This is a genomic window from Shewanella sp. MF05960, assembly GCF_050849305.1.
Lineage (GTDB): Bacteria > Pseudomonadota > Gammaproteobacteria > Enterobacterales > Shewanellaceae > Shewanella.
In genome coordinates this window covers 13,524-36,721 of record NZ_JBOZPS010000027.1, presented here as the reverse complement: position 1 = coordinate 36,721, position 23,198 = coordinate 13,524, and the positions used below count along the sequence as shown (strand labels likewise).

Below are 23,198 nucleotides of genomic sequence, written 5' to 3'. Positions count from 1 at the left end.
ACATTTTTTGCCAAATCAATCGCAATAGTGGTAACTTTCATGGTGGACGCTCCTTAAGTAACTGTATGGTTCAACATCAGTTTGGCGCATTGACGCCGTATTAGGGAGCGTCCATCTCATCACCCAAGATTGTTGGCTAAATATTAAACACTCAACTACGCTTTATTTACCCTTCCTAAATGGTATTTGAAGATGGCCAGACCAAGACAAACAATTGTTAGCTTAGAAGATACACCTTATTACCACTGCTGTTCGCGTGTGGTGCGTAAGGCTTTTCTGTGCGGTTTTGATAACTCTACAGGCGAAAACTTTGAACATCGACGCGAATGGGTTGATGCTCGTATTCTTGAATTAGCGACAATTTTCGCCATTGATATTTGTGCGTATGTTGTCATGAGCAATCACTTGCATGTAGTGATTAAAGTGGACGCAGATAAAGCAAAAAACTGGTCAGATAAAGACGTACTGATTCAGTGGCACAAAGGCTTTAAAGGTACCTTACTGACACATAAGTTAGTAAAAGGTGAAGACCTGAATGATTTTGAATTAAAGACTGTAAATGACAGCATCATCCAATATCGCCAACGTTTGATTGATATCAGCTGGTTTATGCGCTCGCTTAGTGAGCCCATAGCCAGAATGGCCAATAAAGAAGATAAATGCACAGGTCGCTTCTGGGAAGGTAGGTTTAAATCACAAGCATTATTAGATGAAGCCGCTGTATTAGCTTGTATGGCCTATGTCGATTTGAATCCTATTCGCGCCAAAATGGCCACCACACCCGAAAGCTCAGGCTATACCAGTATTCAGCGTCGAATAAATTCAGCGATAAAAGGTGAGCAACCAACAGAATTATTGCCTTTTGTGGGTAATGAGCGCTTAAACATACCTAATGGGTTAATGTTCAGTGTAAAAGACTATATCGTGCTGGTGGAAGATACGGGTCGTATTATTCGACAAGATAAACGCGGTGCCATTAGTTCAAGCAGCCAAGATATTCTTAATAAACTCAACATCCCGGCCGAGAACTGGCTAAAAATTACTACCGAGTTTGGCGCGTTATTCAAAGGCGCAGTAGGGGCTTTACCTGCATTAACTGACTATTGTGAACATTTAGACCGAAAACGACGACAAGGCGCTTCAAATTGCCAGCGCTGGCTGTGTGCTTAAGGCTTAATATCGAGAAAACTATAATGTATTTTACACTTTGGTTGGTATCAATCAGCTAGTGTTGCCTTCATTTTGGTCTATAAGCTGATTATCAAGTTTAAAAACTTATTTACTGTTTAAAAGGATGTATTTTGGTTTTTGTATAGTCATAAAAGGCTATCGTAATTCAAGTGAAAAGGCAGTAAGTTATTTCATTATAAAAATGGGTGGCATTGTTGTTGGTTCTAACTGTAGTGGTACCTGATGGTGCTTCTTCAGGATTTATAACGGTTAAGGTTGCTGAATTGCTGAGTAACGAATATCCGTTTTCTGGTCCAGGCCAAGTTTTAATTACTTTTGGTGATAATGGCAACTTTAACGATGATGTTTTTAAATTATTAGTTAATGGAAAAGTGATATATGACAACAACCAGCCTGAACGGAAAGTTGGCCCGCTGAATATATCATTAGAAGATGGCAGCCATACTGTACAATTAACCGGTATTCGAGCAGATGATGGAATTGCAACTTATTATATTGAGTTCGCTGGAGATGTTACTTCCGTAACGGGTGATGAGCTCACAGGCAGAGATTTATGTCCTAACACCCATAAGTGGTATCAAATTACCGTAGAGAGTGGTGCCGAAGTGACAAAGTCACCTAAGCAGGCTCTGCGTGTTCCTATGATCTTGCAACAAGAAAGTGCCGAAGATACAACCGAGTGCCCGGTAACCACAAACTAAAAAAAGCGCCCTTATGGGCGCTTTTTTGATACTATTCAATTAACATATTTTATTAATAAGGACGTTAAATGCTAAAACCATTGTTGTTTGCCGCACTAATACTATTATCTAGTCATACTATCGCCTCTGAACTAGTATTCGTAGCTCCTCCTGCCGAACTTGATATCTCAGTACCACAAGCCAACTGCATGAAAGCCGTTGATGTCATAAAAAACCAAGATGTTGCACTTTTTAAAACGATTTTTTACCCTATTTCAGTAACGGATGCACAAGTCGCACAACATCTAAAAAAAACACATGATGAATACTATGCAAAAGATTATTTAGGAATAAAGAACTTTAAATTAATCAATTACGAAAATTTTTACTTTGAGAATGCTAAAAACTCAAATAATGATAGTGTAAGCTCTGAAGCAAAGCGTCGTGATCATAACATTCAACTCTGGATAGGTTACCATTTTGACTCAATTAACCCCCAAACCAATAAAGAGGAAGTCGGTGGCGGTCATTGCCGCTTCGCCCTAGTGGAAGATAATTGGTATCTGCTTAACTTGTTATAAAGCGTTAAATTGCGAACAACTATATTGACTCTGTTTAGCCTCAGTTTAGACTCACAATATTAAATATGGCATTGCAGTAATCCATTGGATTACTGCAGCAAAGGCGAGAGTATGCAAGAAAAGTTAACTATTAATGACAAATCTTGGTTTGAAACAACTAATTTTAAAGGGATTGAAACTATTAGTTCCACTAGCGATATGTCGCTTAAAGTGGTTTCTTTTTTCTATCCCCTATATATGCCTACGCAGTTATTGCTAACTTTGGGCTTACTATTAATGGGCTTATTACCTTTTATCACTCCTGGTGCAATTGCGTTATACCCACACTTCCCGACAGTGCCACTGGCACTTGTCATTATCAATGTGTGCCTAGTTCCGGGGCATTTTATAATCAGACATTACTTAATCAAGCGTCAATACAAATTGAATGGTACGCAACAGATACACATCAATAACGACAGAATTTCATTACCTGTCAACAGTCTAGTAAATGAGCCAAATGGTCAATTAGAGCTAGCAAAAACAGATATCAGCGGTATAGATATTGTGTATTGGGTGCAAACCAACAAGGGGGTAACCACTCGTACCATTTACGAAACCCATATCTGCCTAGTATCAGGTAAGTCATTAAAGCTAGACGTCCTTCATTACCCACTGAAACATATGTTTTATTTAATGGTATATTTTGACTACCCAGTCAAAATTATTCAACGACATTGCTCTGCTAAATATATTTTTAAAATCGTGCTTTTAGCATTCCCTGTAGTGGCTCATTTCGCATTAACAATCCTTATGGTTGTGCTGATGACTCCTTTAACAATATAAAAATAACATAACATAGGTAATTAACATGGCCATCCCAATTTACTGGCTAAATATTGAACACTCAACTACGCTTTATTTACCCTTCCTAAATGGTATTTGAAGATAAATTAAACATAGAAAATAACATGGCCACCCAAAATAAAATAACAAATAAAATAACATGGCCACCCAAAATTTTTGGCAACAACATGGCCATCCATGATTTTTGGCTAAATATCAAGCAATAAACTAGGCTTTATTTACCCTTCCTAAATGGTATTTGAAGATGGCCAGACCAAGACAGACAATTGTTAGCTTAGATGACACACCTTCTCTTGAAAATAGAGAGTTGTCACTGCTGTTTGCGATTAGTCCGTAAGGCTTTTCTGTGCGGTTTTGATAACTCAACAGGCGGAAACTTTGAACATCGACGCGAATGGGTTGATGCTCGTATTCTTGAGCTTGCCACCATCTTTACCATAGATATCTGTGCCTACGCACTCTTTGTAATGAACAGGGAGTAATCACTTGCATGTGGTATTAAAGGTTGATGCAGAAAAAGCGAAATGCTGGTCAGATAAAGAATTGTTAATTCAATGGCACAAAGGCTTTAAAGGTACATTACTGGCACAAAAATTTGTTAAAGGTGAGGACCTAAACTCATTTGAGCTTCAAACGGTTAATGAATGCATTACTGAATACCGTAAACGCTTAATTGATATCAGCTGGTTTATGCGCTCCTTGAGTGAGCCAATCGCTCGAATGGTCAATAAAGAAGATAAATGTACCGGAAGATTTTATTCGTTGCCATCCATGGCACTCACCCTTCGGGCCAGCTAAAGCTGTTCAAATTTATTCCCGATAAATTTGTGGGAAGGCGTTTTAAGTCCCAAGCACTGCTTGATGAAGCCGCAGTATTAGCCTGTATGGCTTATGTGGATTTAAACCCAATTCGTGCCAAGATGGCAGCAACTCCAGAAACTTCTGATTACACCAGCATTAAACGTCGAAGTTAAAACATGCCACCCAAAGTTATTGGCCATTAACATATCAACTCCCTGTAGTGTATGTTGATGGATGTTGAACAGAATAAATCGCTAATATGAACATAAAATGATATGTAAATTGTTGAGATTAATGAGGTACAACCAAAGATAATCCACTGACTAGTGGTTGAACAATGTTATCTGATCGTAATAAGATTAAACAGTTAGATCATAGTAAAAGTATAATAAATGGTAACCATATACACATTACTTATGATGCTTACTTTCTAAATAGTAATGATAAGTGATGTTCTTGGTTTGTCATTAGGTGCTTGTTAATCAAGGAAGAATAATCATGAACATTGTAGTTAAATCGCTAATATTGGCTTTGTTAGTTAGCTTGTCATATGAATCATATGCAGACGATAGTAATTATAATTTTGTTGCGAATAGTAATACTGATAATATTTTTCTTGATAAATGTAAGATTTACAGGGAAATACTAAAAACCAACGATATTGAGTTGTTCAAAACGTTTATCGATCCGTCATTGCATGAGCACCCTCATTTAGCTAAAGGTTTCTCTACTTACGTAAAGAAGTATGAGCGAGAAGTCGGTGAAGAGGCTTATACATTGGAAAGCATTGTCATAGTGAACTTAGAAGACCAAAATTTTGCTGGTGTCGATTACATATATTCATACAATAATGGCAAAGGCCATGGCAACTCAGGTTGTACATTTACCCGCTTAGAAGGTAATCATTGGAAGCTACGAGCTCGTTAACATTAAGAATATTAATAAGCTCTTCAGCAAAATGAAAAGTGAAGTCGATTAAGGGATAGGATGTTTAACAAGTTAACAGGGACGTTATTGATTACCGCGTCATCATTTTCAATCGTGTCAGCCGTTGAAAAAATAAAGTGGATTTTTATATGCTTTAATCTAGTTTATGTGGTGTTAGCGGTAAGTGTTTTTTCTTTTTCGGCTGAAACTGTCGGGCGTTTAATGCTCAGTATATTGTTGATGTTGATAGCTTTTAGTTATCAATGTCGATGGTGTTTTGATACCTCACGTAAGGTGTTAATACAGTTCCATGGTTTCAAGTTAGGCGGGAAATCCATTTATTCCCTTCAACAACAAAATGTAGATTACTCAGTAATAAAAAATATTGAGTTAAAAGAAGTACATAATACTTATAAAGTGATTTTGCATGTTAAAGAGAGTGAACAAGCTCAATTACCTGAACCGATATCAATATCGTTAAAAGTGAAGCAACATAAGTTGCCCGCATTGGTGCAACAATGTCGAAAAGAGTTAATGTCGCAGGGGATTAATGTTGTAGGTCAATTTGATAGCGTTAGCCGTAAAGATTGGCCAACCTTTAGTTCAGTTCCGCTCGACCAAGATACCGTAAAAGCCTTTATTGGGATTAAGTTATTTAACGACCCGATAAAATTACAATACCCCGTCACATTGTTTATGCTGCCTTTACCTCGGCAATACTTTCATCAAGTCTGGGCTTCAAGCTATATCAGTTTTATGGTTGCTCTGTTTATCCTTTATTCTAGCCAAAATATCGTAGCTGCCACCGTGGTTGCACTATTTGGGGGAGTGGTATCTGCTGTAAGGCGAAAGCTCATTTGCGATAAGCACTATACACAGGGTATATCATCTCCCAATGAAATTGTTATCAGCGAAAATTCACTTGTTATTCCAAGAGTATATTTTGAGGACAAGCAAGTTAGACAGATAGAAAAATCTGCGATTAAATCAATCAATATTGAGTGGAATTGGTATAAAGCTGGCGATGGTGACAGTACCCGGAGGCAATATAGGCGACCTTTTGTATTTAGAGTCAACATTGATGTGAGTAACGGTGAAAGCATTGTGTTAGCAGGGCAAACGTTTGATAGTAATCAATTTGTTATTGCACTGTGCCAACTCGGGTATAGTGCAACGTTGACGCAAATTTCGAAAATAGCTGCGGTGTGGCGATTTTACATACTCATACCAATAGTTGTCGCGCTACTTGGCATGACAGGCTTTGGCTTGTACTCGCTTTATATTCGTTATTTGGTATAAGAATAAAAATGAGTAGCATAATGACTATGACAGATTGTCATATTAGAGTTTTTTATTTTCTTCATTGTAAAAGTGATAGCTAATACTATTTAAATGGAGATTAATATGAGATTAATCGTAAGCCTTATAACCATCAGTAGCATAATGTTATTCAGTATTTCAGCGAGTGCCTTGGAGCGCTTCGCGGGAATTGAAGATGGCTCAGATGCGAACCTAAAGGCCGTCTGCAAAGGCTATATGGTCAATAGTTATCTGAAAAATGATCCTGAGTTATTCTTTCATTTATTACCTAAATCGATGAAAAAAATGGAGGCGATGCTTGAGAAAGATTGGCCAGATGGACACCTAAAACGTTTTGGTGCAGAGCCATTAACGGAATATGATTTTTTTGAGATAGATGATGAGCTCAGGGAATCAATTTATAAAGGTCATCCAGTTAAAAGCATAAGCATAAAATATCAAGCGGGTGTTATGAAGCGTTACCGCGGTAGTTCGTGCTCTTTTGAGCAATTTGAGGATAAACGTTGGTACTTAGCCCAAAAACCTTAGTTAAGTAAATAAGCCCTATTGTTAAATCAATAGGGCTTTGCTTTTTTAATGCCTAAAAAATATTAAAGGGATTTATGAGTTATAAAATTTGTAAGCAGACAGATGATTGCATTGTGCTGCAAGATACTGGTGGCATTATCGACTTTATTTTTGGTATTGGTATGGCCGCCATGGGGGCAGGTGTTATTTATTTAGGCTGGTTTGGCTACCAAGATACGGGCGAGATATTCATGCCACTCATTATAGCCCTTGTCGGCAGTTGTTTATTCTTCCCTATGTTTAAGCGTAACCGATTAACGATTGATGCGACCCGTAAAGAGGTGGTGAAAACAAAGTCCTGGTTTGGTATAACCAAAGAAAAAGAGATTGTGACTAATAGCAATCTTTCATTACTCGAAATGTCTGGTTTTATTACCGGTGAATTTAACGCTTTTTTTGATCGTCAACAAAGCGTTACGCATCATTATGCGCTTAAGTTTTATAGCTACCCTGAATGGCATATCACTATCAGAAATGTTTCAACCATGATCAATATCGTGATGTTTTTTGAAAAACACTTTGATACCGATTTGGCATTAGTTGTTCAGCATAAAAGGCATAAATTTAGTACTAAAGGGTTATTAAAAGACCATAAGCCCACTGCACTTCCAATAGGTGGTTTAGTACGCGAATCTGGCTTTCAGCAACTGACTGTAGGCGGCATGCCTTTTACATCATTAAGATTTTGGCTGTTTGCGATGAGTACCATAGGCATATCATTTTTTATTTCGATATTTATATTTTTCTTTTCTGAATCCGTTTTTACACCCTATGTATCCTTGCCTATTCAATATACTTTATCAGCGTTACTGATTGGCTTTTTTTCTTGGGTATTTCTTTACCGCGCAGCAGGGACAAAACTCAGAATTTATAATGATACTTTGATTATTAAACATGGTGCATTTAACGAGAAAACCTATAAACGTTCAGATATTATTGGCGTAGTAAACATTACTAGAAATACGTATTTAGTGACTCGGCTAGGTGCAGAATGGTTAGCTTTTAGATTACCCACAGAATACAGCTATGCCATTCATAGTTGGTTAATGCCATATCTGAAACGCTGAATCAGAATACTGGAACCATTTACTTACTTATTTAACTCAATTACAGGATGTTATCGATGAATATTTTTAAAAAAGCCAGCTTGTTGGTGGCCATGACTACAGCCATTACCACAATGAGCTTTGCTGCATTGGCGAGCAATCAAGGCGCTATTGATGCATTTGAAGCCAAAACTAAACCAATAGCACAAGATGCAAAAGTCTTATCCGACAAGCAATTAGTATTGATGCAAGAGTTTAATCAGCTCGTGGCGTCGGGTAACACTGCCGCAGTATTTCAAAGTGGTAAGGTTGCAGAGTTACAAGCACTCGGCGAGCAGACGTTGGTGCAAGCTAAGCTATTTGTCAAAGAGTATGAGCAGTTTTTAGCGCAATTACCTGAAACCTCTACCTGTTATACACCTGAAAACGTCACTGAATATAATCAGCTTATTAATGAGGTGGCGACTAAGAATCAATCTTTATCTGAGTTAAGCAGTACGGTCGCACCAGGTGATGAAATGGCTGCTACAATGGCAGTATTAAACTTACAAATGCACGCAGGGCAGGTGAGTGGTTTGGTGCAAATGTTCCAACTGGTGAAGATGTGTTACATCTCTGATGCGATGGGTTATACCAAAGAAGATGTTGAACGAATGCAAGCACTAGAAAATGAGTAATGTGGTTGACGACTATCACATTGCCCATTTTATTTTTTGAAGTGTTGATTTTTTGTAATAATGCAATGTTTTGCTTGTCAGGATTAATTTAGTTTATTTTGAATCAATCACTTATCAGTTTTTAAGGTTGTATTAAGTTGTTAATTTATATATATTTAACAACTTATTCATCTCGAAAATATTAAGGATAATATGCAAGAGGTTATTAAATCGGATAAAAAGTATGCAGTAGCAGTGATTCTATCTGGAATATTTGGCGTATTGGGCATTCATCATTTTTATTGTGGAAGAATGGCTCATGGTGCATTTGATTTAGCTTTAGCGATTGTAGGTATTAGTTTGATGCAGTCTGATGACTTTTCGCTATTTATGATTGGTTTGGGCCTATTTATTATTGATGTTATCCATACTGTGATCGTGACGTTTATACTATTGGTTGGAAACTATAAAGATGGACAAGGTAAATTAATTACCTATCCGGGACAAAAAATTTAATTAAGGGATTACAATGTCAGAGATTCAATTAAGCGATAAAGGTTTTGTGCCAACACTATTACTGTGTTTTTTCTTGGGTGTTTTTGGTGCACATCGTTTTTATGTCGGTAAAATTGGTACCGGTATCTTAATGTTGTTAACCTTAGGTGGTTTAGGCATATGGTCATTGATTGATTTTATCATTATCGCTGTTGGTAGCTTTAAGGATAAAGAAGGTAATATGATTAAAGCGGGCTAGTTTTTTGTTGCTTGATAAAAAACCATTAGCTTTTGCTAATGGTTTTTTACATTGCGGGTAAGCTATAAGCTTCTTATGGTGTTGTTTTTAGTGACAATAGATGATTGTATAATATTTGGGTAAAGCGTTCTGAATTGTCATAAGTCAACATCAGTTGATTATTTGCGTCTTTCGTATTGAAAGCTTTATTTAAATTGACTTCAATTAACTGTTGATCTGCAACTAAATAATATGTAGGAAGAATGTACTCAGCAACTTCATCATTTATAGCGTCCTCAGTGCTAATAATTAATGGCTGACTACTTGGACTCATGCTGCGTTCTACTGTAAATGTCGTTTCTGGTTGCAGGTCAATATCAAGCAGAGTGATCTTACTTTGTTGCTCATCGACGATGATAAACTCTGGATATAAACTATCAAATTGTGCTCTAGCGACATCATCTACTGTGATCATATCAGCTGTCTCATAATCAGGAAGGTCGTAGATTTGATAATTATTGACTTCACGACACATGACATCAGCTTCTTGAGATACGTTTATAGAATATAATGTTTGTGGCCAATTAATCGTGTTGAATTTAAGACTTTCAGGAATAATATTAAGTATTGAGCTCCAGCTATCACTTGGTGTGAGTATTTTTTCTACATTAATTGTGACATTAACATCTGTTGAGTCATACACTGTTTTGTAACTATTACCTTCTATAAACGGTTCAGTCTTCGGCAATGGTGCAATGGTATACCAACCGTTATGGGTTGTGTTCCAGCATTCTATTTCAACTTCTTGCTCATCTATATCTTTAGGAAATTCGGTAACATACCCTATTCCGTCAATAGAGGTTGACCCTATTACTGTCTTCCCTGTCTCATCATTGTCTAGTGAGAATGTACTGAACTGTGACAGTAACGATAGCGATAAGGTATTAGTGAAACCTTTATCATTAATAATATTACCAAGCACAATATCCCAATCATTTTGTGACAGAATACGAGAATCGATAGGTAATTCTGTAAATCCTAATGCGATGGCTGAGTCACTAAAGAGAATGTTAGCGGCTAAAGTAAAGGCGTCATCTGAGAAAAACTCTTCGATAGAAAGACCGCTATCACTTAATATTTGCCAAAGTTGAGCATACGTAGCTGCAAGAATTTTTTCTGCTGCAATTAAGTTTGGTATTTGAGTCGCGATGACTTGCTGTAAATAAGCAATGGCATAGTCTATGCGCGTAAAGCTAGCATTGGCTGACATTTCAGCAGAAACTGAGTACAGCGTATTTACATCTAATTGATACAAAATAGCTAATAGTGCGTCTAACTCGGTTGATAGTTGATTAATTTCACTGTCAGACAGATTTTGATTCATCATTTCTATCACGCGAGACTGCTTGATATGCGTCAGGTTGTTAATCGCGCCATTATATTGAGGGCTTGCGATTAATGTACCTTGTCCTGCATCATCAACAATCGATTTGGGTGTTGCTCGGTTAGTCGGGTTTTTAACCTTAAGCGCTAAAGAGCGGGCCTGGATTGCTTGTGTTGCTGCCGCCGCTTGCCAGTTAGCCACTAAATAATAGTCTGGCGTTTCAACTTCGCTTGTCCACTCTAATTGATAGTTACCCTCAGCATCGGTAATTGCGAATGGCTCATCGCTATCACAAGCTAAGTTTTTATTTAAATCAGCGCACACTGTAGCGCCAGATAATGCGCCTTGATAAACCGCTAACCCAGCAATTTGATGGTTATATTCAGACACTGGTGGCGTTGTAGGGGTAGTTGGTGTACCTGCATCTGGTTGGGTGGTGTCTGTAGTTGAGTCATCGTCTGATGATCCACAACCTGCTAATAGTGCGCCAGAGATTAAAATGGCTAATAAACTTTTATGGTGCATTAATGTGTCCTTACATTGGATTGTGACTGTGCTTTCACCGATATGTTGATTACCGCACAGTGTCGTGATACATCGTAATACATCTGTCAACTCACTTTTATCCAGTGAATACGTGTCCAGAATGCAGTATTGATGCGGTTTTATAAATAGAGATGGTTAACCTGCCGCGTAGGCAAATAACTGACCTCGACTTTTAATCTTGGTTTTTTTATAAATATTTTGCACGTGCATTTTGACCGTGTTAACGGAAATGTTGAGCTCTTTGGCCATTTCTTCGTTAGTGAGTCCATGCAGTATAAGCGATAGAATTTGTTGTTCTTTTTTTGTGGTCACCGCAAGAATTTTAGCGCGGTTTCCTGACGACGGAACTCGTTTTTTTTGCAAAATGTACTTAGATACGGCTTTATCGCTAAAGCTAATATCGCCATCTTGTACTTTGTTTATGCTCTGTATTTGATCGACCAGGCTTGCGTCGATGCTCATCGCCGCATGAAATCCAGAAGAGATTAGAATCACTTCGAGCTCTACGTTTAACGCTGGGCAATAGGCAATATGCAAATGACTCTTAAACAATTCTGCAGATAAATAGCTTATCTCTTGTAGCGGGTGCTCAAGGTAATGAATCAATATCGCGGTGCTATTTTCTATACTCGCAATCGTCGACAACTCAGCAGATGCACAGCTTGAACTGCATGTAATGAGATTGCATTCTATGAGATTTGCAAGATGCTGAAATGGCTCTTGCAGATGTAGAGGGAAATCGAGAATAAGCAGGTGTTTAGTGAGCATGTTACTTTCCTTGTTTAAAAATACAGCATCCCTTTGCGGTATTTTTTGAGCCTCGCGGTTGCCTGTTATGCATAAAGTGGCATCGCTTAGTTATCAAAGTTGCGTACTGTTAACTCATTTTTTATTTTTGGCGCTAACTCTCATCTTGCCTGGACTTGTCACATTATTTGCATTTAAATTTGTGCAGATTATGAGCCGAGTAAGATAAATTAAAAAAATGCATCTGTACATTATGCTCATGCTAGAACTTGACAAATACAGCGTAAGTACATGTTTACACGCTGTATTTGAGGTCGTTTTTTGCTGTTTAAATGAGCAGGGCGATATAGTACAACATTATAATCCTGTTGCATACGGTAAAATGGGTGTTTTTTTATTCAAGACCCATTCTTTACGATATACCCTTTGTGCTGTAGGCGGTTAACGTTTAGGTTTGCGTGAATGGCTAGGTTTGCCCTTGTTTGCGGCGGGTTTTTTAGGCTTGCTGCCTCGACCTTGCATAAAGTGTTCTGGGCCTTCAATGGTGTCGCGCATACTCTTGAGAGGCTTTTTCTTGGCTTTTTGCGGGGCTTTTTTTACTTCAGATGACGAGTGTTCAATCAACTTCATTAAGGTGCTGAGTTCTTGCTCGTCTAGATCACGCCATTCACCAATCGGTAATCCTTTAAGCGACACATTCATTATTGATTGGCGCTCAAGCTTAGTGACTTCAAAGTTAAAGTATTCGCACATGCGGCGAATTTGGCGGTTAAGGCCTTGGACTAACACAATTTTAAATGCATAAGGTGAGACTTGCTCAACCTTACACTTTTTGGTCACTACGCCCAGTATTGGGACGCCAGCAGACATGCCTTTGATAAAATCATCGGTGATAGGCTTGTTTACGGTAACCACATATTCTTTGTCGTGATTATTACCCGCACGTAAGATTTTATTAACTAAATCACCATTGTTAGTTAAAAATATTAGCCCTTGTGAATCTTTGTCTAAACGCCCAATGGGGAATACCCGTTCGCTGTGGTTAACAAAGTCGACAATATTGTCGCGCTCAGTACCTTCGGTGGTACTGACAATGCCGACAGGCTTATTCAATGCGATAAACACTAAATCGGCTTCGTCACGTGGCTCAATGTCCTGGCCATTCACTTTCACTTTGTCACCTAACTCAACGGTGTCACCAATTTTTGCGCGTTTACCGTTAATAAATACATTGCCCTGTTCAATGAAGCGATCGGCTTCTCGGCGTGAGCATATTCCGCTCTCGCTGATGTATTTATTTAAACGGGTTGCAGATTCACTCATAGCGGTTCCTTTATCAACATAAACGCGCTGCAATGGCAGGCTGGATCGGCGCTGATAATATCATAAACTTTTTGATTATTCTTTAAGGCAAAGCCTTTAAAGCTTGATGTATCAATCATTCAAGTCACATTACAAATCAAAGCCCAGTTGCGCAGTGGTGTCTTGATGTTGAGGTAATAAGTTGATGCTTGCCAGTGGCGTGGCTGAGTCATGAAGCTGCTGTTGTAGTAACCGATATAAATCGACGGCTAACTGCGGTGCATCTTGATTGTCTGGCGTGTGAATAAACACATAAGGTTGTTTGCCCTCGGCCACCCATAATGGCAATTGCTTAAGCCAGTTTTTAAAGAAATGCACATTCGCTTCTGCTTGTGGGTGCCCAATAAAACGCACCACAGGATGTTGCGCAGTGGCAATGGCATGTACTGGTACTTTAGGCTTTTTTTGATGAGCATCAATCACCGCAGCAGAGGTGGGCGGCGCAGCAAATACTGGGCGAGTGTCCATAATAATGCGATTGCATTGGTTATCAATAAGTAAGCGATTAAGGTCGCGTTCGGCATCACCTTTGGCAAAAAAGGCTTGATGACGAACTTCGACACCATAAGTTAACCCTTGAGGTACTTGCGTTAAAAATTGCGCTAAAACCGGCAAATGTTGCGGACCAAAGCTGGCCGGTAATTGAATTTTCCACATACCTGTTACGTCGAGTAATGGTGCCATCACCGAGAAAAACTGTTGTAACGCGGGGCCGGCGTTGTGCAGCTTTAGTTCGTGGGTAATGTGCTTGGGCAACTTAAAGGTAAATCTAAAATCCTGGCTGACTGCTGCGCGCCAAATTTTGGCTTGGGTAACTGATGGCGTGGCGTAAAACGTAGTGTTGCCCTCAACGGTATTAAAGATGTCAGCATAGCGGGCTAAACGCTGGCTTGAGTCATTATTGCCATACACGGTTTGCTGCCAATGGTTTTGCGACCACATTGCTAACCCCAATCGTATGAATGGTGCATGCGGTTGTTGAGCTGATGTCGGGGAATGCGTATTCAAAATGTTCCTCAGAATAAAAACGGTTTTTGCCTTGTTTATGACAAAAAACGCTTTAACGGCTTAAAAAACGATATTTAGTTATTTTGTCTATATCTAATCAGTTTGCCCATCTGATAAAATTAGCCTCATTGGCTATGCTATCTGGTTATCATATCAGCCAGAAAACAAAAAATGCATTATCTTGGTGTTAAGCGTGAGTTGGAGTGTTTGTGTCTAGTTCTGATCCTGAAAGTCAGTTTGATAATTACCGCCCTAAAGCGTCTTCGGCAAAGCCGGTTAAAGTCCGTAAAAGTAAAGCTGGCTGGTTACTGATTATTTTTATTTTAGCGACAGCCTATTTGGTTGAGTTTGAAGTAAGAACCTCTTATTACCAATCGTACTTTTTACACCAGTACGCCACTAAGTTGACCTATCAGTTACGTGACTATCGTAGCGACGCAGTTATTTACCCTAAATATGGCCCGTTTGATGACCGCCATGGCTATAGCCAACTGCCGCAAAAAATTGAGCGCTTAATCGAACGTAATTACCAAATTACCCAGCAAGTGGCGTTTTCGCCGATGTTGATGGATTACACCGAAAAAGGCTTTTTTCCGCCGTATCACGAAAAAGCCCAATCAGGTTTATTAATTAAAGACTGCCGCGACATGACAGTGTTTGATTTTTCATACCCTAAACGCGTGTATCAAGACCAGGACAATATTCCGCAACAAGTCATTAGTACCCTGTTGTTTATTGAAAACCGTGAAATGCTCAGCCCTGAAACCAATTACAACCCTGTGGTCGATTGGCCTCGATTTGTGTTGGCCGCGGCCAGCCAAATTGCTGAAATTGCCGGTGTCGACATGTCTAAAGCCGGTGGCAGTACGTTAGCCACCCAAATTGAAAAATTTAGGCACTCTAATCATGGCCTAACCTTAAGCATTAAAGACAAGTTACTGCAAATTGGTTCGGCTATTGTAAGGGTGTATCAACAGGGCGAAAGCACCATTAATGCCCGCCAGCGGATTGTGCAAGATTATCTTAATACCGTGCCGTTATCGTCGGCTCCCGGTTTTGGCGAAGTGCATGGTATTGGTGATGGTTTATGGGCATGGTTTAAAACTGATTTTACCCAGGCAAATCAGCTACTGCTTAGCCGTCATACCCAACAAAACTCAGCGCAGCGCGGTAAGGTGTTTAGAGAGATTGTGGCGTTAATGATTGCCCAGCGTCGTCCGTCATATTACTTATTGCAAGGCCATGATGATTTAGAGTCGTTGGTTGACAGTTATTTACGTTTATTGGGCCGCGATGGCCTGATTGAAACCCAGTTAATGGTGTCGGCGTTAGAACAAACCCTTACCTTTAACACCACTAAGTTAGCAAGCACTAACCCTGCTAATAATAAAGGCGTTAACGCCGTACGCATTCGCACAGCGGGCATGTTAGACCTTAATTTATTCGACTTAGACCGTTACGATTTAACGATTAACAGTACATACCATGGTGACTTACAACAAAAAGTGAGTGATTACTTACGCAGCCTGGCAAATGTCAGTTCAGCCGAACGCATTGGTTTGTTGGGCGAGCGTTTATTGTCTGCGCAGCAACTCGATAAAGTGCTATACAGCTTTACCTTATATGAAAGCACCGACAGCGCTAACCGCGTTCGTATTCAAACCGACAGTATTGATCAGCCTTTTGATATTAACGAAGGCAGTAAACTCGAGCTCGGCTCTACCGCTAAGCTGCGGGTATTGGCAACGTACCTAGACATTATTGCCGAGTTGCAACAGCGTTTCTCAGCCATGACGGTAGCCGATTTACGCCAGGTCGATGTAGAGCGCAAAGACCATATTACTCGCTGGGTGGTGGATTATTTAATTACCACACGTGACCGTAATTTAACTCGTATGCTCGACGCGGCGCTGCAACGTGAATATTCAGCTTCACCAGATGAGCGCTTCTTCACGGGTGGTGGTCTGCATGTATTTAATAACTTTAATAAGAAAGAAAACAGCCGCGTACCCACCTTATATCAAGCCTTACAAGAGTCGATAAATTTACCGTTTGTACGCTTAATGCGCGACATTGTTAGCTACAGCAGTAGTTACAATAGCGAAGGTAGCGTGTCGCAATTGTTGCGCAATGACAAAGACCCTCGCCGCGAAGAATACCTAAAAGCGTTTGCTAAGCGTGAGGGGAGTTCGTTTGTAAAACGTTTTTACCGTAAATACCGCCAGCTTGCGCCAGAGCAACGTTTAGAGGTGTTATTTGATGGGATCTCGCAACAAGAACATAAGTTAACGGCGGCGTATCGTTATTTAAAACCCTACGACGGTGCCCGCGAACTTAAGGCCTTTTTAACTGCGCGTTTGCCGACTAAAAACTTTACCGATAAACAAATTAACTTACTGTATAACAAGTACGGCGAAGAAAAATTCAACCTTGCCGACCAGGGTTATATTACCCGAGTGCATCCGTTGGAATTATGGGTATTACGATATTTAAATGATTACCCAGAAACCGGTTTAACTCAGGTATTAGACGATGCCCAACCTCAACTGCAAGAGGTGTATCGTTGGCTATTTAGAACCCGCCATCAAAATGCCCGCGATGTGCGGATCCAGGTCATGCTAGAGGTTGAAGCGTTTTTAAGTATCCACCAACGGTGGGTACGAATGGGTTATCCGTTTGAATATATGGTGCCATCGTTAGGTTCTGCGTTAGGCAGCTCGGGCGACAGGCCAGCAGCACTAGCCGATTTAATGGGGATTATTCAAAATGACGGTTATCGTTTCCCCACCGTGCGCATTGATGAACTGCAATTTGCTAAAGACACCCCATATGAGGTGACGCTTGCCAATAATAAGCAAATGGTCACACGAGTGATGCATCAGGAAGTGGCTAGGGCTCTTAAGCGCGCGCTTGCGAATGTGGTACAAAATGGCACCGCCAGACGACTCAATGGCAGCTTGTTAGACAGTCAAGGCCAGGCGATTATTATGGGCGGTAAAACCGGTACCGGCGACAACCGCATCGCAACCGAAATCCGTAATGGGCGTAAGGTCTCATCAACGGCAATTAACCGCACAGCAACGTTTGTGTTTTACCTAGGTGATCGCCACTTTGGTACGTTAACGGCATTTGTTCCAGGGGAAAAAGCAGATGATTTTAGCTTTACTTCAGCACTGCCATTACAAGTGTTAAAAGGCATGATGCCAATTCTGTCGCCAATGATTAATCAAACAGAGCAGTGCCAGCCAGGGTTGTAATACCAATTCCACTAATTATCTGGTCATTCAGCGGGAATTCTGTGCCTTCTAGGCAAGTAATAGGATTGAAGACATAGTTGCTCTCGGCAACAGCTCCTGCGTTGCTCTACCTCCTGCATCCATGCAGTCGTACGTCAAAATGCTATTAAGCAGTATAGAAGGCACAGAAACCCGCCTTGCAGGAGACACTCAGACCGTTCATTTCTTTGTTGCATTGTCTTAGAAGGGAATAACCATTATTTCAACAATGCGCCTCAAACTGAACAATCTGAGTGACTCTGATTGGTCACATAATTAATGGAAATGGTATAATAGAGGCTGAAGATTGTCGCACTCGATTGACGTTGTTGGGTAAAGCAATAGCTCAAACTTTAAAGTAGTAGATTAAAAGAGTCAGTTAAACTCAAAGCCCATGGATGATCCATGGGCTTTATTGATCCTGAGTTTGGGCCAGTGAATTATTGGTACAAGCTGAGCATCACCACTAGATGGCATACAACAACCACACTGGTGAGTATGGTACGCAGGGTAATGTAGCGGGTGGTCGCAGACAATTGTTTGGCTTTAAACTCAATATACAATAAATACACGTAGCCACTGACCAATAAGATTAATGCCGACAATTCAAACGGTGTTAATAGTGCAATCCAACAGCCTAGGGCAATAACGTTACTGATAATCAATAATTTAGCGATACTGTCATCAAGATTTAATACTACCGCTTTGCCCCACAATGCTCCCGCCATAAAACTTAAAATAATCGCACTGTAACTAATAAAGCCAAGTAAGGTATGCTCAGGTGATAACACACTATGGTTAAACGCCAACAGGCTCAGTGTGATAAATGGAATTAAGCCTGCAAAACCTAACCATTGCCAAGTGCTGATATTTTTCATGGTATCTCCTTTGCTATAAATAACGCCGTTAACTCCAATATAAATGATCTTAGTTGTACAACCTATAGGTGAATGAAGCCCAATGAATATTTATCTTAAAGACGTTAGCGAACAAGATTTAAGCTTATTATTTGAGTTTCAAAATGACCCTATCGCCAACAATATGGCAGATTTCCCGGCACGGACACGCGAGGCGTTTTATCAGCATTGGCAGCAGAATATTTTTGCCAATGATCAAGGTATCGCAATCGGTATTTGGCGTAACAATTTGTTGGTTGGCCATTTGGTGTCGTGGGTAAATCTTGAATTAGCCACAATCGATGAGCCAGAAGTGCGTCTTATTGGCTACTGGATTGGGCGAAAATACTGGGGGCAGGGGATTGCGACTCAAGCACTTAAGTTGTTTTTACAGCAATACATAAGCAGTCCGGTTTACGCTTATATTGATGCGCAAAATCAAGGCTCGTTAAAGGTGGCTCAGGCTAATGGGTTTGTGGATGTTACGCCGCAATACCCATCGCTGTTTACTAAAGATAACTTATTAATATTTAAGCGCGATAGCCTTAAAGATTAATGACCAGCACCGCCGCATCCACCACAACAACTGCCGCCATTACCTTGTTTTTTCTGTGATGTTTCTGTTGTTGTCGTTTTCGCTTCAACGCTATTAGTTTCTAGCGCTTTTTGGGTCACTTGGCTAACCGATTCTGTTTGTTTGGCTGGTTTAAAAATACCGCTAATTGAAAAACTCATGGTGATGCCTCGTGATAAAGTGGTTAGTGACTAATCGTAAATCAATTTAAATAACTTAAATAATTTAAATTGCTTAAACATATAAATATATTGCATGTTTAAATTGTATTCTTCTTCCTGTGTGAGTCAAGTGCTTTTAGTGATGCGCAGAAAGTCCTTTTGCGGCATGTGTGCTGCCTCACATTGTGTGGTGAAGGCAAATGGCATTGATGAGCCGATCATTTACGTGATTGCGATAATGGATCTGGTTTATACTAGCGGCTCTTGTTATTGGAGTGCTTATGTCTTTTGCTGGATTATCGTTACATCCCACCTTATTAACTCGCTTAGCAGAATTAAATTATCAGCAAGCTACACCTATTCAATTAAGCGCTATTCCGGTGATATTAAGCGGTAAAGATGTGATGGCGGGTGCGCAAACCGGCACGGGTAAAACGGCCGCTTTTGCGCTGCCCATATTACAATCAATTTTGAATCAGCAACTGCATGCGCCATCACAATTAACACAAGCACTGTCAACAGAAACACAATCAATATCAACACAAGCACAATCACCTCAGACACAAGAAAAGCCGCAGAGTATTAGCAAGGTTATTCGTGCACTCGTGTTAGTGCCTACCCGCGAATTAGCACAACAAGTTCACCACAGTATTGAGCAATATGCCCACGGCAGCGGCATTACCAGTGTGATGGTATATGGTGGCGTCAGTATTGGCGCACAAATTACTCAGCTCAACAATGGCACCGACATTTTGGTGGCAACCCCAGGGCGATTATTGGATTTATTGCGTAAGCGAACGCTTACTCTGTCGCAGTTAACGCATCTCGTGTTTGACGAAGCTGACCGTATGCTTGATATGGGCTTTAAAGATGAGATTATCGATGTACTCAAACAAGTGCCTAAAACACGGCAGACCCTGTTGTTTTCAGCCACGTTAGATGACCGTATTTTTAGCTTTAGTAAACGCTTACTGCAATCGCCTAAAGTCATCGAAGTTGCTAAGCGTAACACCACCGCCGCGAGTATTGTTGAACGCGTTTATAACCTCGACGGCAACCGAAAATGTGCAGCGTTGTGTCATTTAATCAAGGTGGAGAATTGGCAACAAGCCTTGATTTTTAGCCGTACCAAACAAGGTGCTGATGCCCTAGTGAAACAAATGAAACAGGCGGGCGTGAGTGCAGAGGCATTTCATGCGGATTTGTCGCAAGCAGTGCGTGAGCAAGTGCTAAGCCAGTTTAAAAGTGGCGAGCTTACCGCACTGGTGGCCACCGACGTAGCAGCCAGAGGCCTAGATATTAACGAGTTGAATTACGTCGTGAATATGGAGTTACCGTTTCAGGTTGAAGACTATGTTCACCGAATTGGCCGCACAGGCCGTGCGGGTAATCAGGGGCAGGCAATCACGTTACTGAGCGTCGATGACGAGCCGTTACTGATAAAATTAGAAACCTTTTTAGATCGCCGATTGCCGCAACAATGGTTAGCAGGTTATGAGCCAGACCTCGACCAAATGGCTGTTACCACGCGTAAAACCACCAAGAGCGCGCTGAAACAACAAGCCCGTAAAAAAGCCTTAGGCCAACGTCCGTCACGCAATAAAAAATAATTGTGCTTGCGCGACTTTCTTATGGACGTCGCGCATCGGTATATTATTTCCGTCTTTTAATTGCCATATTATTGTCATACTTTTTGAACCTTGTTGTCACATTAGTTGCTTATCTTAACTGTCGAATAATCATACCTACATTTGAACAGTTATTTTGTGAGCATACTAAAGGACACTATATGAGCAAGGCGACGTTTAACCCAATTCGTTTTAATAAAAGCAATAACACTCCTTTCAATGAAGTGATGGACAAACACCTTTCGCGTCGTAATTTTGTTAAACGTGGTTTAGGCTTAAGTGCCATGACCGCTTTTGGTGGTTTCGGATTAAGTGCTTGTGGTTCTGATAATAAAGACAGTTCCACAGAAACCCCAACCACTCCAACAACGCCTACTGCTCCAACACAAAGCTCAGCAGTATTAGGCTTTGAATCTATTCCGGGATCGCTAACCGATGCCGTGGCCGTTCCAGCGGGCTATTCAGCTTATGTCTTAGCACCTTGGGGCACGCCGCTCAATACCAAAGCCGCAGCCTGGAAAGATGACGGAAGCAACACCGCAGATGACCAAGCTAACTCAGTGGGTATGCATCATGATGGAATGCATTTTTTCCCACTAAATGATGCTGGTGATGACGGCTTATTGTGCATTAACCACGAATACATTGACCAAAGTGCATTACACCCAACAGGCCCAACGTATGACACCGACGGCAAGCGCAGTGTGATTGACGAAGTGCGTAAAGAAATCAATGCTCACGGTATTTCAGTTGTACGCATCAAGCTGGTATCAGGCATGTGGCAAGTGGTTGAAAACGACAGCTACAATCGTCGCTTTACCGGTGCTAGCGTAATGGATATGGGCGGTCCTTTAGCGTACAGCTCGTATCTTGAAACACGCTACTCGCCAGACGGAAGTCAGGCGCGCGGTACCCTCAACAACTGTGGTAACGGTTACACGCCTTGGGGCACTTATTTAACCTGCGAAGAAAACTGGCCAGAGTACTTTGTGAATAAAGGCGAGAAGACTGAAGCGCAATCACGTATTGGTATTCCAAGCACAGACACGCGTTATGGCTGGAACCATTTAGCCGGTAACGACGATGAGCGTTTAGACGAATTTGCCCGTTTTGACATGACACCAACCGGCTCAAGTGCGGCTAACGATTACCGCAACGAAGCCAATGGCCATGGTTATATTGTTGAGATTGACCCATACAACCCGAACTCTCGCGCGGTTAAACGCACAGCATTAGGGCGTTTCCGTCATGAAGGTTGCGTGTTTGGTAAGCTTGAAGAAGGCAAGCCGCTGACGTTTTATTCTGGTCACGATTCTCGCTTTGAATACCTCTACAAGTTTGTGTCTGACGCAGTATGGGACGCAGCAGATGCCAACAGCAGCAATCGTTTAAGCGTAGGTGACAAGTACATGAATGCCGGCACCTTATATGTGGCCAAGTTCAGCGAAGATGGCGTAGGCGAGTGGTTGCCTTTAACCCTAGACGGAATGACAACTGACGGCGGGACACTAGCGGATAGTTTTGGTTCGTTAGAAGAGATTATTCTAAACACAGCGGGCGCAGCAGATTTGGTCGGTGCAACCCCAATGGATCGTCCAGAATGGGCGGCAGTGGATCCATTTACTGGCAGTGTTTATCTGACGCTTACCAATAACAGTAAACGTACCGACAGCACTAACCCTGCTAATCCACGTTTAAATAACAACTTTGGTCATATTATTCGTTGGGACGAAGGCGATTCGGCCACTGACTTTAGCTGGGATATCTTTGTTTTTGGTTCGCCAGATGATGGCGATGCCGCGACTAACTTATCGGGCTTAACTGATCTCAACCAGTTTGCTAGCCCAGATGGATTAGCGTTCGATACTCGCGGTATTTTATGGGTGCAAACCGATAATGGTGCCTCTGAAGTGGGTGAAGAAACCAACGACCAAATGCTCGCGATTGTGCCATCAACCATGGTTGATGCCGACGGTAACCAACAAGTCGTGAGTGCCGACAATCAAACTCAGCTTAAGCGTTTCTTTGTTGGGCCAAACGGTTGTGAAGTTACCGGTTTTGCGATTACTCCTGATTACACTTCCATTTTTGCTAATATTCAGCATCCAGGAAACTGGCCATATTCTGATAAAGCAGATGAAGCTACACCCGCTGGCATAACAGTTCGTCCACGCGCAGCAACAGTGATTATTCGCAAAGATGATGGCGGTGCGGTTGGCGTTTAATATGCTGTAGGTTGCTTAGAGATAACTTAGAGATAACTTAGAGA

General features: G+C 40.9%; 21 protein-coding genes and 1 pseudogene. 16 read left to right on the top strand and 6 right to left on the bottom strand.

The features are described 5' to 3' along the window. Window positions 1-192: 192 nt before the first annotated feature. The 12 genes and pseudogenes from ACROAE_RS19295 (at window position 193) to ACROAE_RS19240 (ending at window position 9,369) form a co-directional block, all read left to right on the top strand. Window positions 193-1,170, top strand: coding sequence for a transposase (locus tag ACROAE_RS19295; protein ID WP_432405427.1), 978 nt, complete (start codon window positions 193-195; stop codon window positions 1,168-1,170). A gap of 215 nt (window positions 1,171-1,385) precedes the next feature. After that, on the top strand, window positions 1,386-1,892 hold the full coding sequence (locus ACROAE_RS19290) for a hypothetical protein (RefSeq protein WP_432405424.1): 507 nt from the start codon (window positions 1,386-1,388) through the stop codon (window positions 1,890-1,892). A gap of 68 nt (window positions 1,893-1,960) precedes the next feature. After that, the gene (locus ACROAE_RS19285; RefSeq protein WP_059746170.1) at window positions 1,961-2,452 is read left to right on the top strand and encodes a hypothetical protein; all 492 of its coding nucleotides are present in this window, start codon (window positions 1,961-1,963) and stop codon (window positions 2,450-2,452) included. A gap of 111 nt (window positions 2,453-2,563) precedes the next feature. Next, window positions 2,564-3,277 (top strand): hypothetical protein, encoded by a 714-nt coding sequence (locus ACROAE_RS19280; protein WP_235088063.1) that lies wholly within the window; start codon window positions 2,564-2,566, stop codon window positions 3,275-3,277. 265 nt (window positions 3,278-3,542) lie between these two features. Then, window positions 3,543-4,266 (top strand): annotated as a pseudogene (locus ACROAE_RS19275) (hypothetical protein); the annotation flags it as partial. A 331-nt stretch (window positions 4,267-4,597) separates the two neighbouring features. Continuing rightward, window positions 4,598-5,026, top strand: coding sequence for a hypothetical protein (locus ACROAE_RS19270; RefSeq protein ID WP_124729716.1), 429 nt, complete (start codon window positions 4,598-4,600; stop codon window positions 5,024-5,026). A gap of 60 nt (window positions 5,027-5,086) precedes the next feature. Continuing rightward, the gene (locus ACROAE_RS19265; RefSeq protein ID WP_432405418.1) at window positions 5,087-6,325 is read left to right on the top strand and encodes a hypothetical protein; all 1,239 of its coding nucleotides are present in this window, start codon (window positions 5,087-5,089) and stop codon (window positions 6,323-6,325) included. Window positions 6,326-6,430: 105 nt separating this feature from the next. Then, on the top strand, window positions 6,431-6,874 hold the full coding sequence (locus tag ACROAE_RS19260) for a hypothetical protein (RefSeq protein WP_432405416.1): 444 nt from the start codon (window positions 6,431-6,433) through the stop codon (window positions 6,872-6,874). Window positions 6,875-6,948: 74 nt separating this feature from the next. Continuing rightward, on the top strand, window positions 6,949-7,980 hold the full coding sequence (locus ACROAE_RS19255) for a hypothetical protein (RefSeq protein ID WP_432405413.1): 1,032 nt from the start codon (window positions 6,949-6,951) through the stop codon (window positions 7,978-7,980). A 56-nt stretch (window positions 7,981-8,036) separates the two neighbouring features. Then, a complete protein-coding gene (locus ACROAE_RS19250) occupies window positions 8,037-8,636 on the top strand; it encodes a hypothetical protein (protein WP_432405410.1) in 600 nt (199 codons plus the stop codon). Window positions 8,637-8,828: 192 nt separating this feature from the next. After that, window positions 8,829-9,131: an NINE protein gene (locus ACROAE_RS19245; protein WP_432405408.1), complete on the top strand. Its 303-nt coding sequence runs from the start codon at window positions 8,829-8,831 to the stop codon at window positions 9,129-9,131. Between the two features lie 13 nt (window positions 9,132-9,144). Then, the gene (locus ACROAE_RS19240) at window positions 9,145-9,369 is read left to right on the top strand and encodes an NINE protein (RefSeq protein ID WP_432365994.1); all 225 of its coding nucleotides are present in this window, start codon (window positions 9,145-9,147) and stop codon (window positions 9,367-9,369) included. Window positions 9,370-9,442: 73 nt separating this feature from the next. On the opposite strand, the gene ACROAE_RS19235 is transcribed toward ACROAE_RS19240, so the two are convergent. From ACROAE_RS19235 to ACROAE_RS19220, 4 genes are all read right to left on the bottom strand, one after another. Further along, on the bottom strand, window positions 9,443-11,257 hold the full coding sequence (locus ACROAE_RS19235) for a hypothetical protein (RefSeq protein WP_432405405.1): 1,815 nt from the start codon (window positions 11,255-11,257) through the stop codon (window positions 9,443-9,445). Between the two features lie 156 nt (window positions 11,258-11,413). Further along, complete coding sequence (locus ACROAE_RS19230) at window positions 11,414-12,046, bottom strand: helix-turn-helix domain-containing protein (RefSeq protein WP_432405402.1); 633 nt, start codon at window positions 12,044-12,046, stop codon at window positions 11,414-11,416. Window positions 12,047-12,466: 420 nt separating this feature from the next. After that, window positions 12,467-13,348: a 23S rRNA pseudouridine(2604) synthase RluF gene (rluF, locus tag ACROAE_RS19225; RefSeq protein WP_432405393.1), complete on the bottom strand. Its 882-nt coding sequence runs from the start codon at window positions 13,346-13,348 to the stop codon at window positions 12,467-12,469. Between the two features lie 129 nt (window positions 13,349-13,477). After that, window positions 13,478-14,329, bottom strand: coding sequence for a DUF72 domain-containing protein (locus tag ACROAE_RS19220; protein WP_432405388.1), 852 nt, complete (start codon window positions 14,327-14,329; stop codon window positions 13,478-13,480). 275 nt (window positions 14,330-14,604) lie between these two features. On the opposite strand from ACROAE_RS19220, the gene ACROAE_RS19215 reads away from it, so the two are divergent. Further along, window positions 14,605-17,652, top strand: a complete 3,048-nt coding sequence (locus ACROAE_RS19215; RefSeq protein ID WP_432405385.1) for a transglycosylase domain-containing protein — start codon at window positions 14,605-14,607, stop codon at window positions 17,650-17,652. Window positions 17,653-18,110: 458 nt separating this feature from the next. Here ACROAE_RS19215 and ACROAE_RS19210 read toward each other — a convergent pair whose 3' ends face one another. After that, window positions 18,111-18,548 (bottom strand): DUF3429 domain-containing protein, encoded by a 438-nt coding sequence (locus tag ACROAE_RS19210; protein ID WP_432405379.1) that lies wholly within the window; start codon window positions 18,546-18,548, stop codon window positions 18,111-18,113. Between the two features lie 82 nt (window positions 18,549-18,630). On the opposite strand from ACROAE_RS19210, the gene ACROAE_RS19205 reads away from it, so the two are divergent. After that, the gene (locus ACROAE_RS19205) at window positions 18,631-19,122 is read left to right on the top strand and encodes a GNAT family N-acetyltransferase (protein WP_432405373.1); all 492 of its coding nucleotides are present in this window, start codon (window positions 18,631-18,633) and stop codon (window positions 19,120-19,122) included. Here ACROAE_RS19205 and ACROAE_RS19200 read toward each other — a convergent pair. Then, on the bottom strand, window positions 19,119-19,301 hold the full coding sequence (locus tag ACROAE_RS19200; protein ID WP_432405370.1) for a CCGSCS motif protein: 183 nt from the start codon (window positions 19,299-19,301) through the stop codon (window positions 19,119-19,121). The two genes, ACROAE_RS19205 and ACROAE_RS19200, sit on opposite strands and share 4 nt — an antisense overlap. Before the next feature lie 281 nt (window positions 19,302-19,582). Here ACROAE_RS19200 and ACROAE_RS19195 point away from each other — a divergent pair, with 281 nt between their 5' ends. Then, window positions 19,583-20,911 (top strand): DEAD/DEAH box helicase, encoded by a 1,329-nt coding sequence (locus ACROAE_RS19195; RefSeq protein WP_432405367.1) that lies wholly within the window; start codon window positions 19,583-19,585, stop codon window positions 20,909-20,911. A 179-nt stretch (window positions 20,912-21,090) separates the two neighbouring features. Next, window positions 21,091-23,154 carry a PhoX family protein gene (locus ACROAE_RS19190; RefSeq protein WP_432405364.1) on the top strand — a complete coding sequence of 688 codons (2,064 nt, stop codon included), beginning with the start codon at window positions 21,091-21,093 and terminating at the stop codon, window positions 23,152-23,154. The last annotated feature ends 44 nt before the right edge of the window (window positions 23,155-23,198 follow it).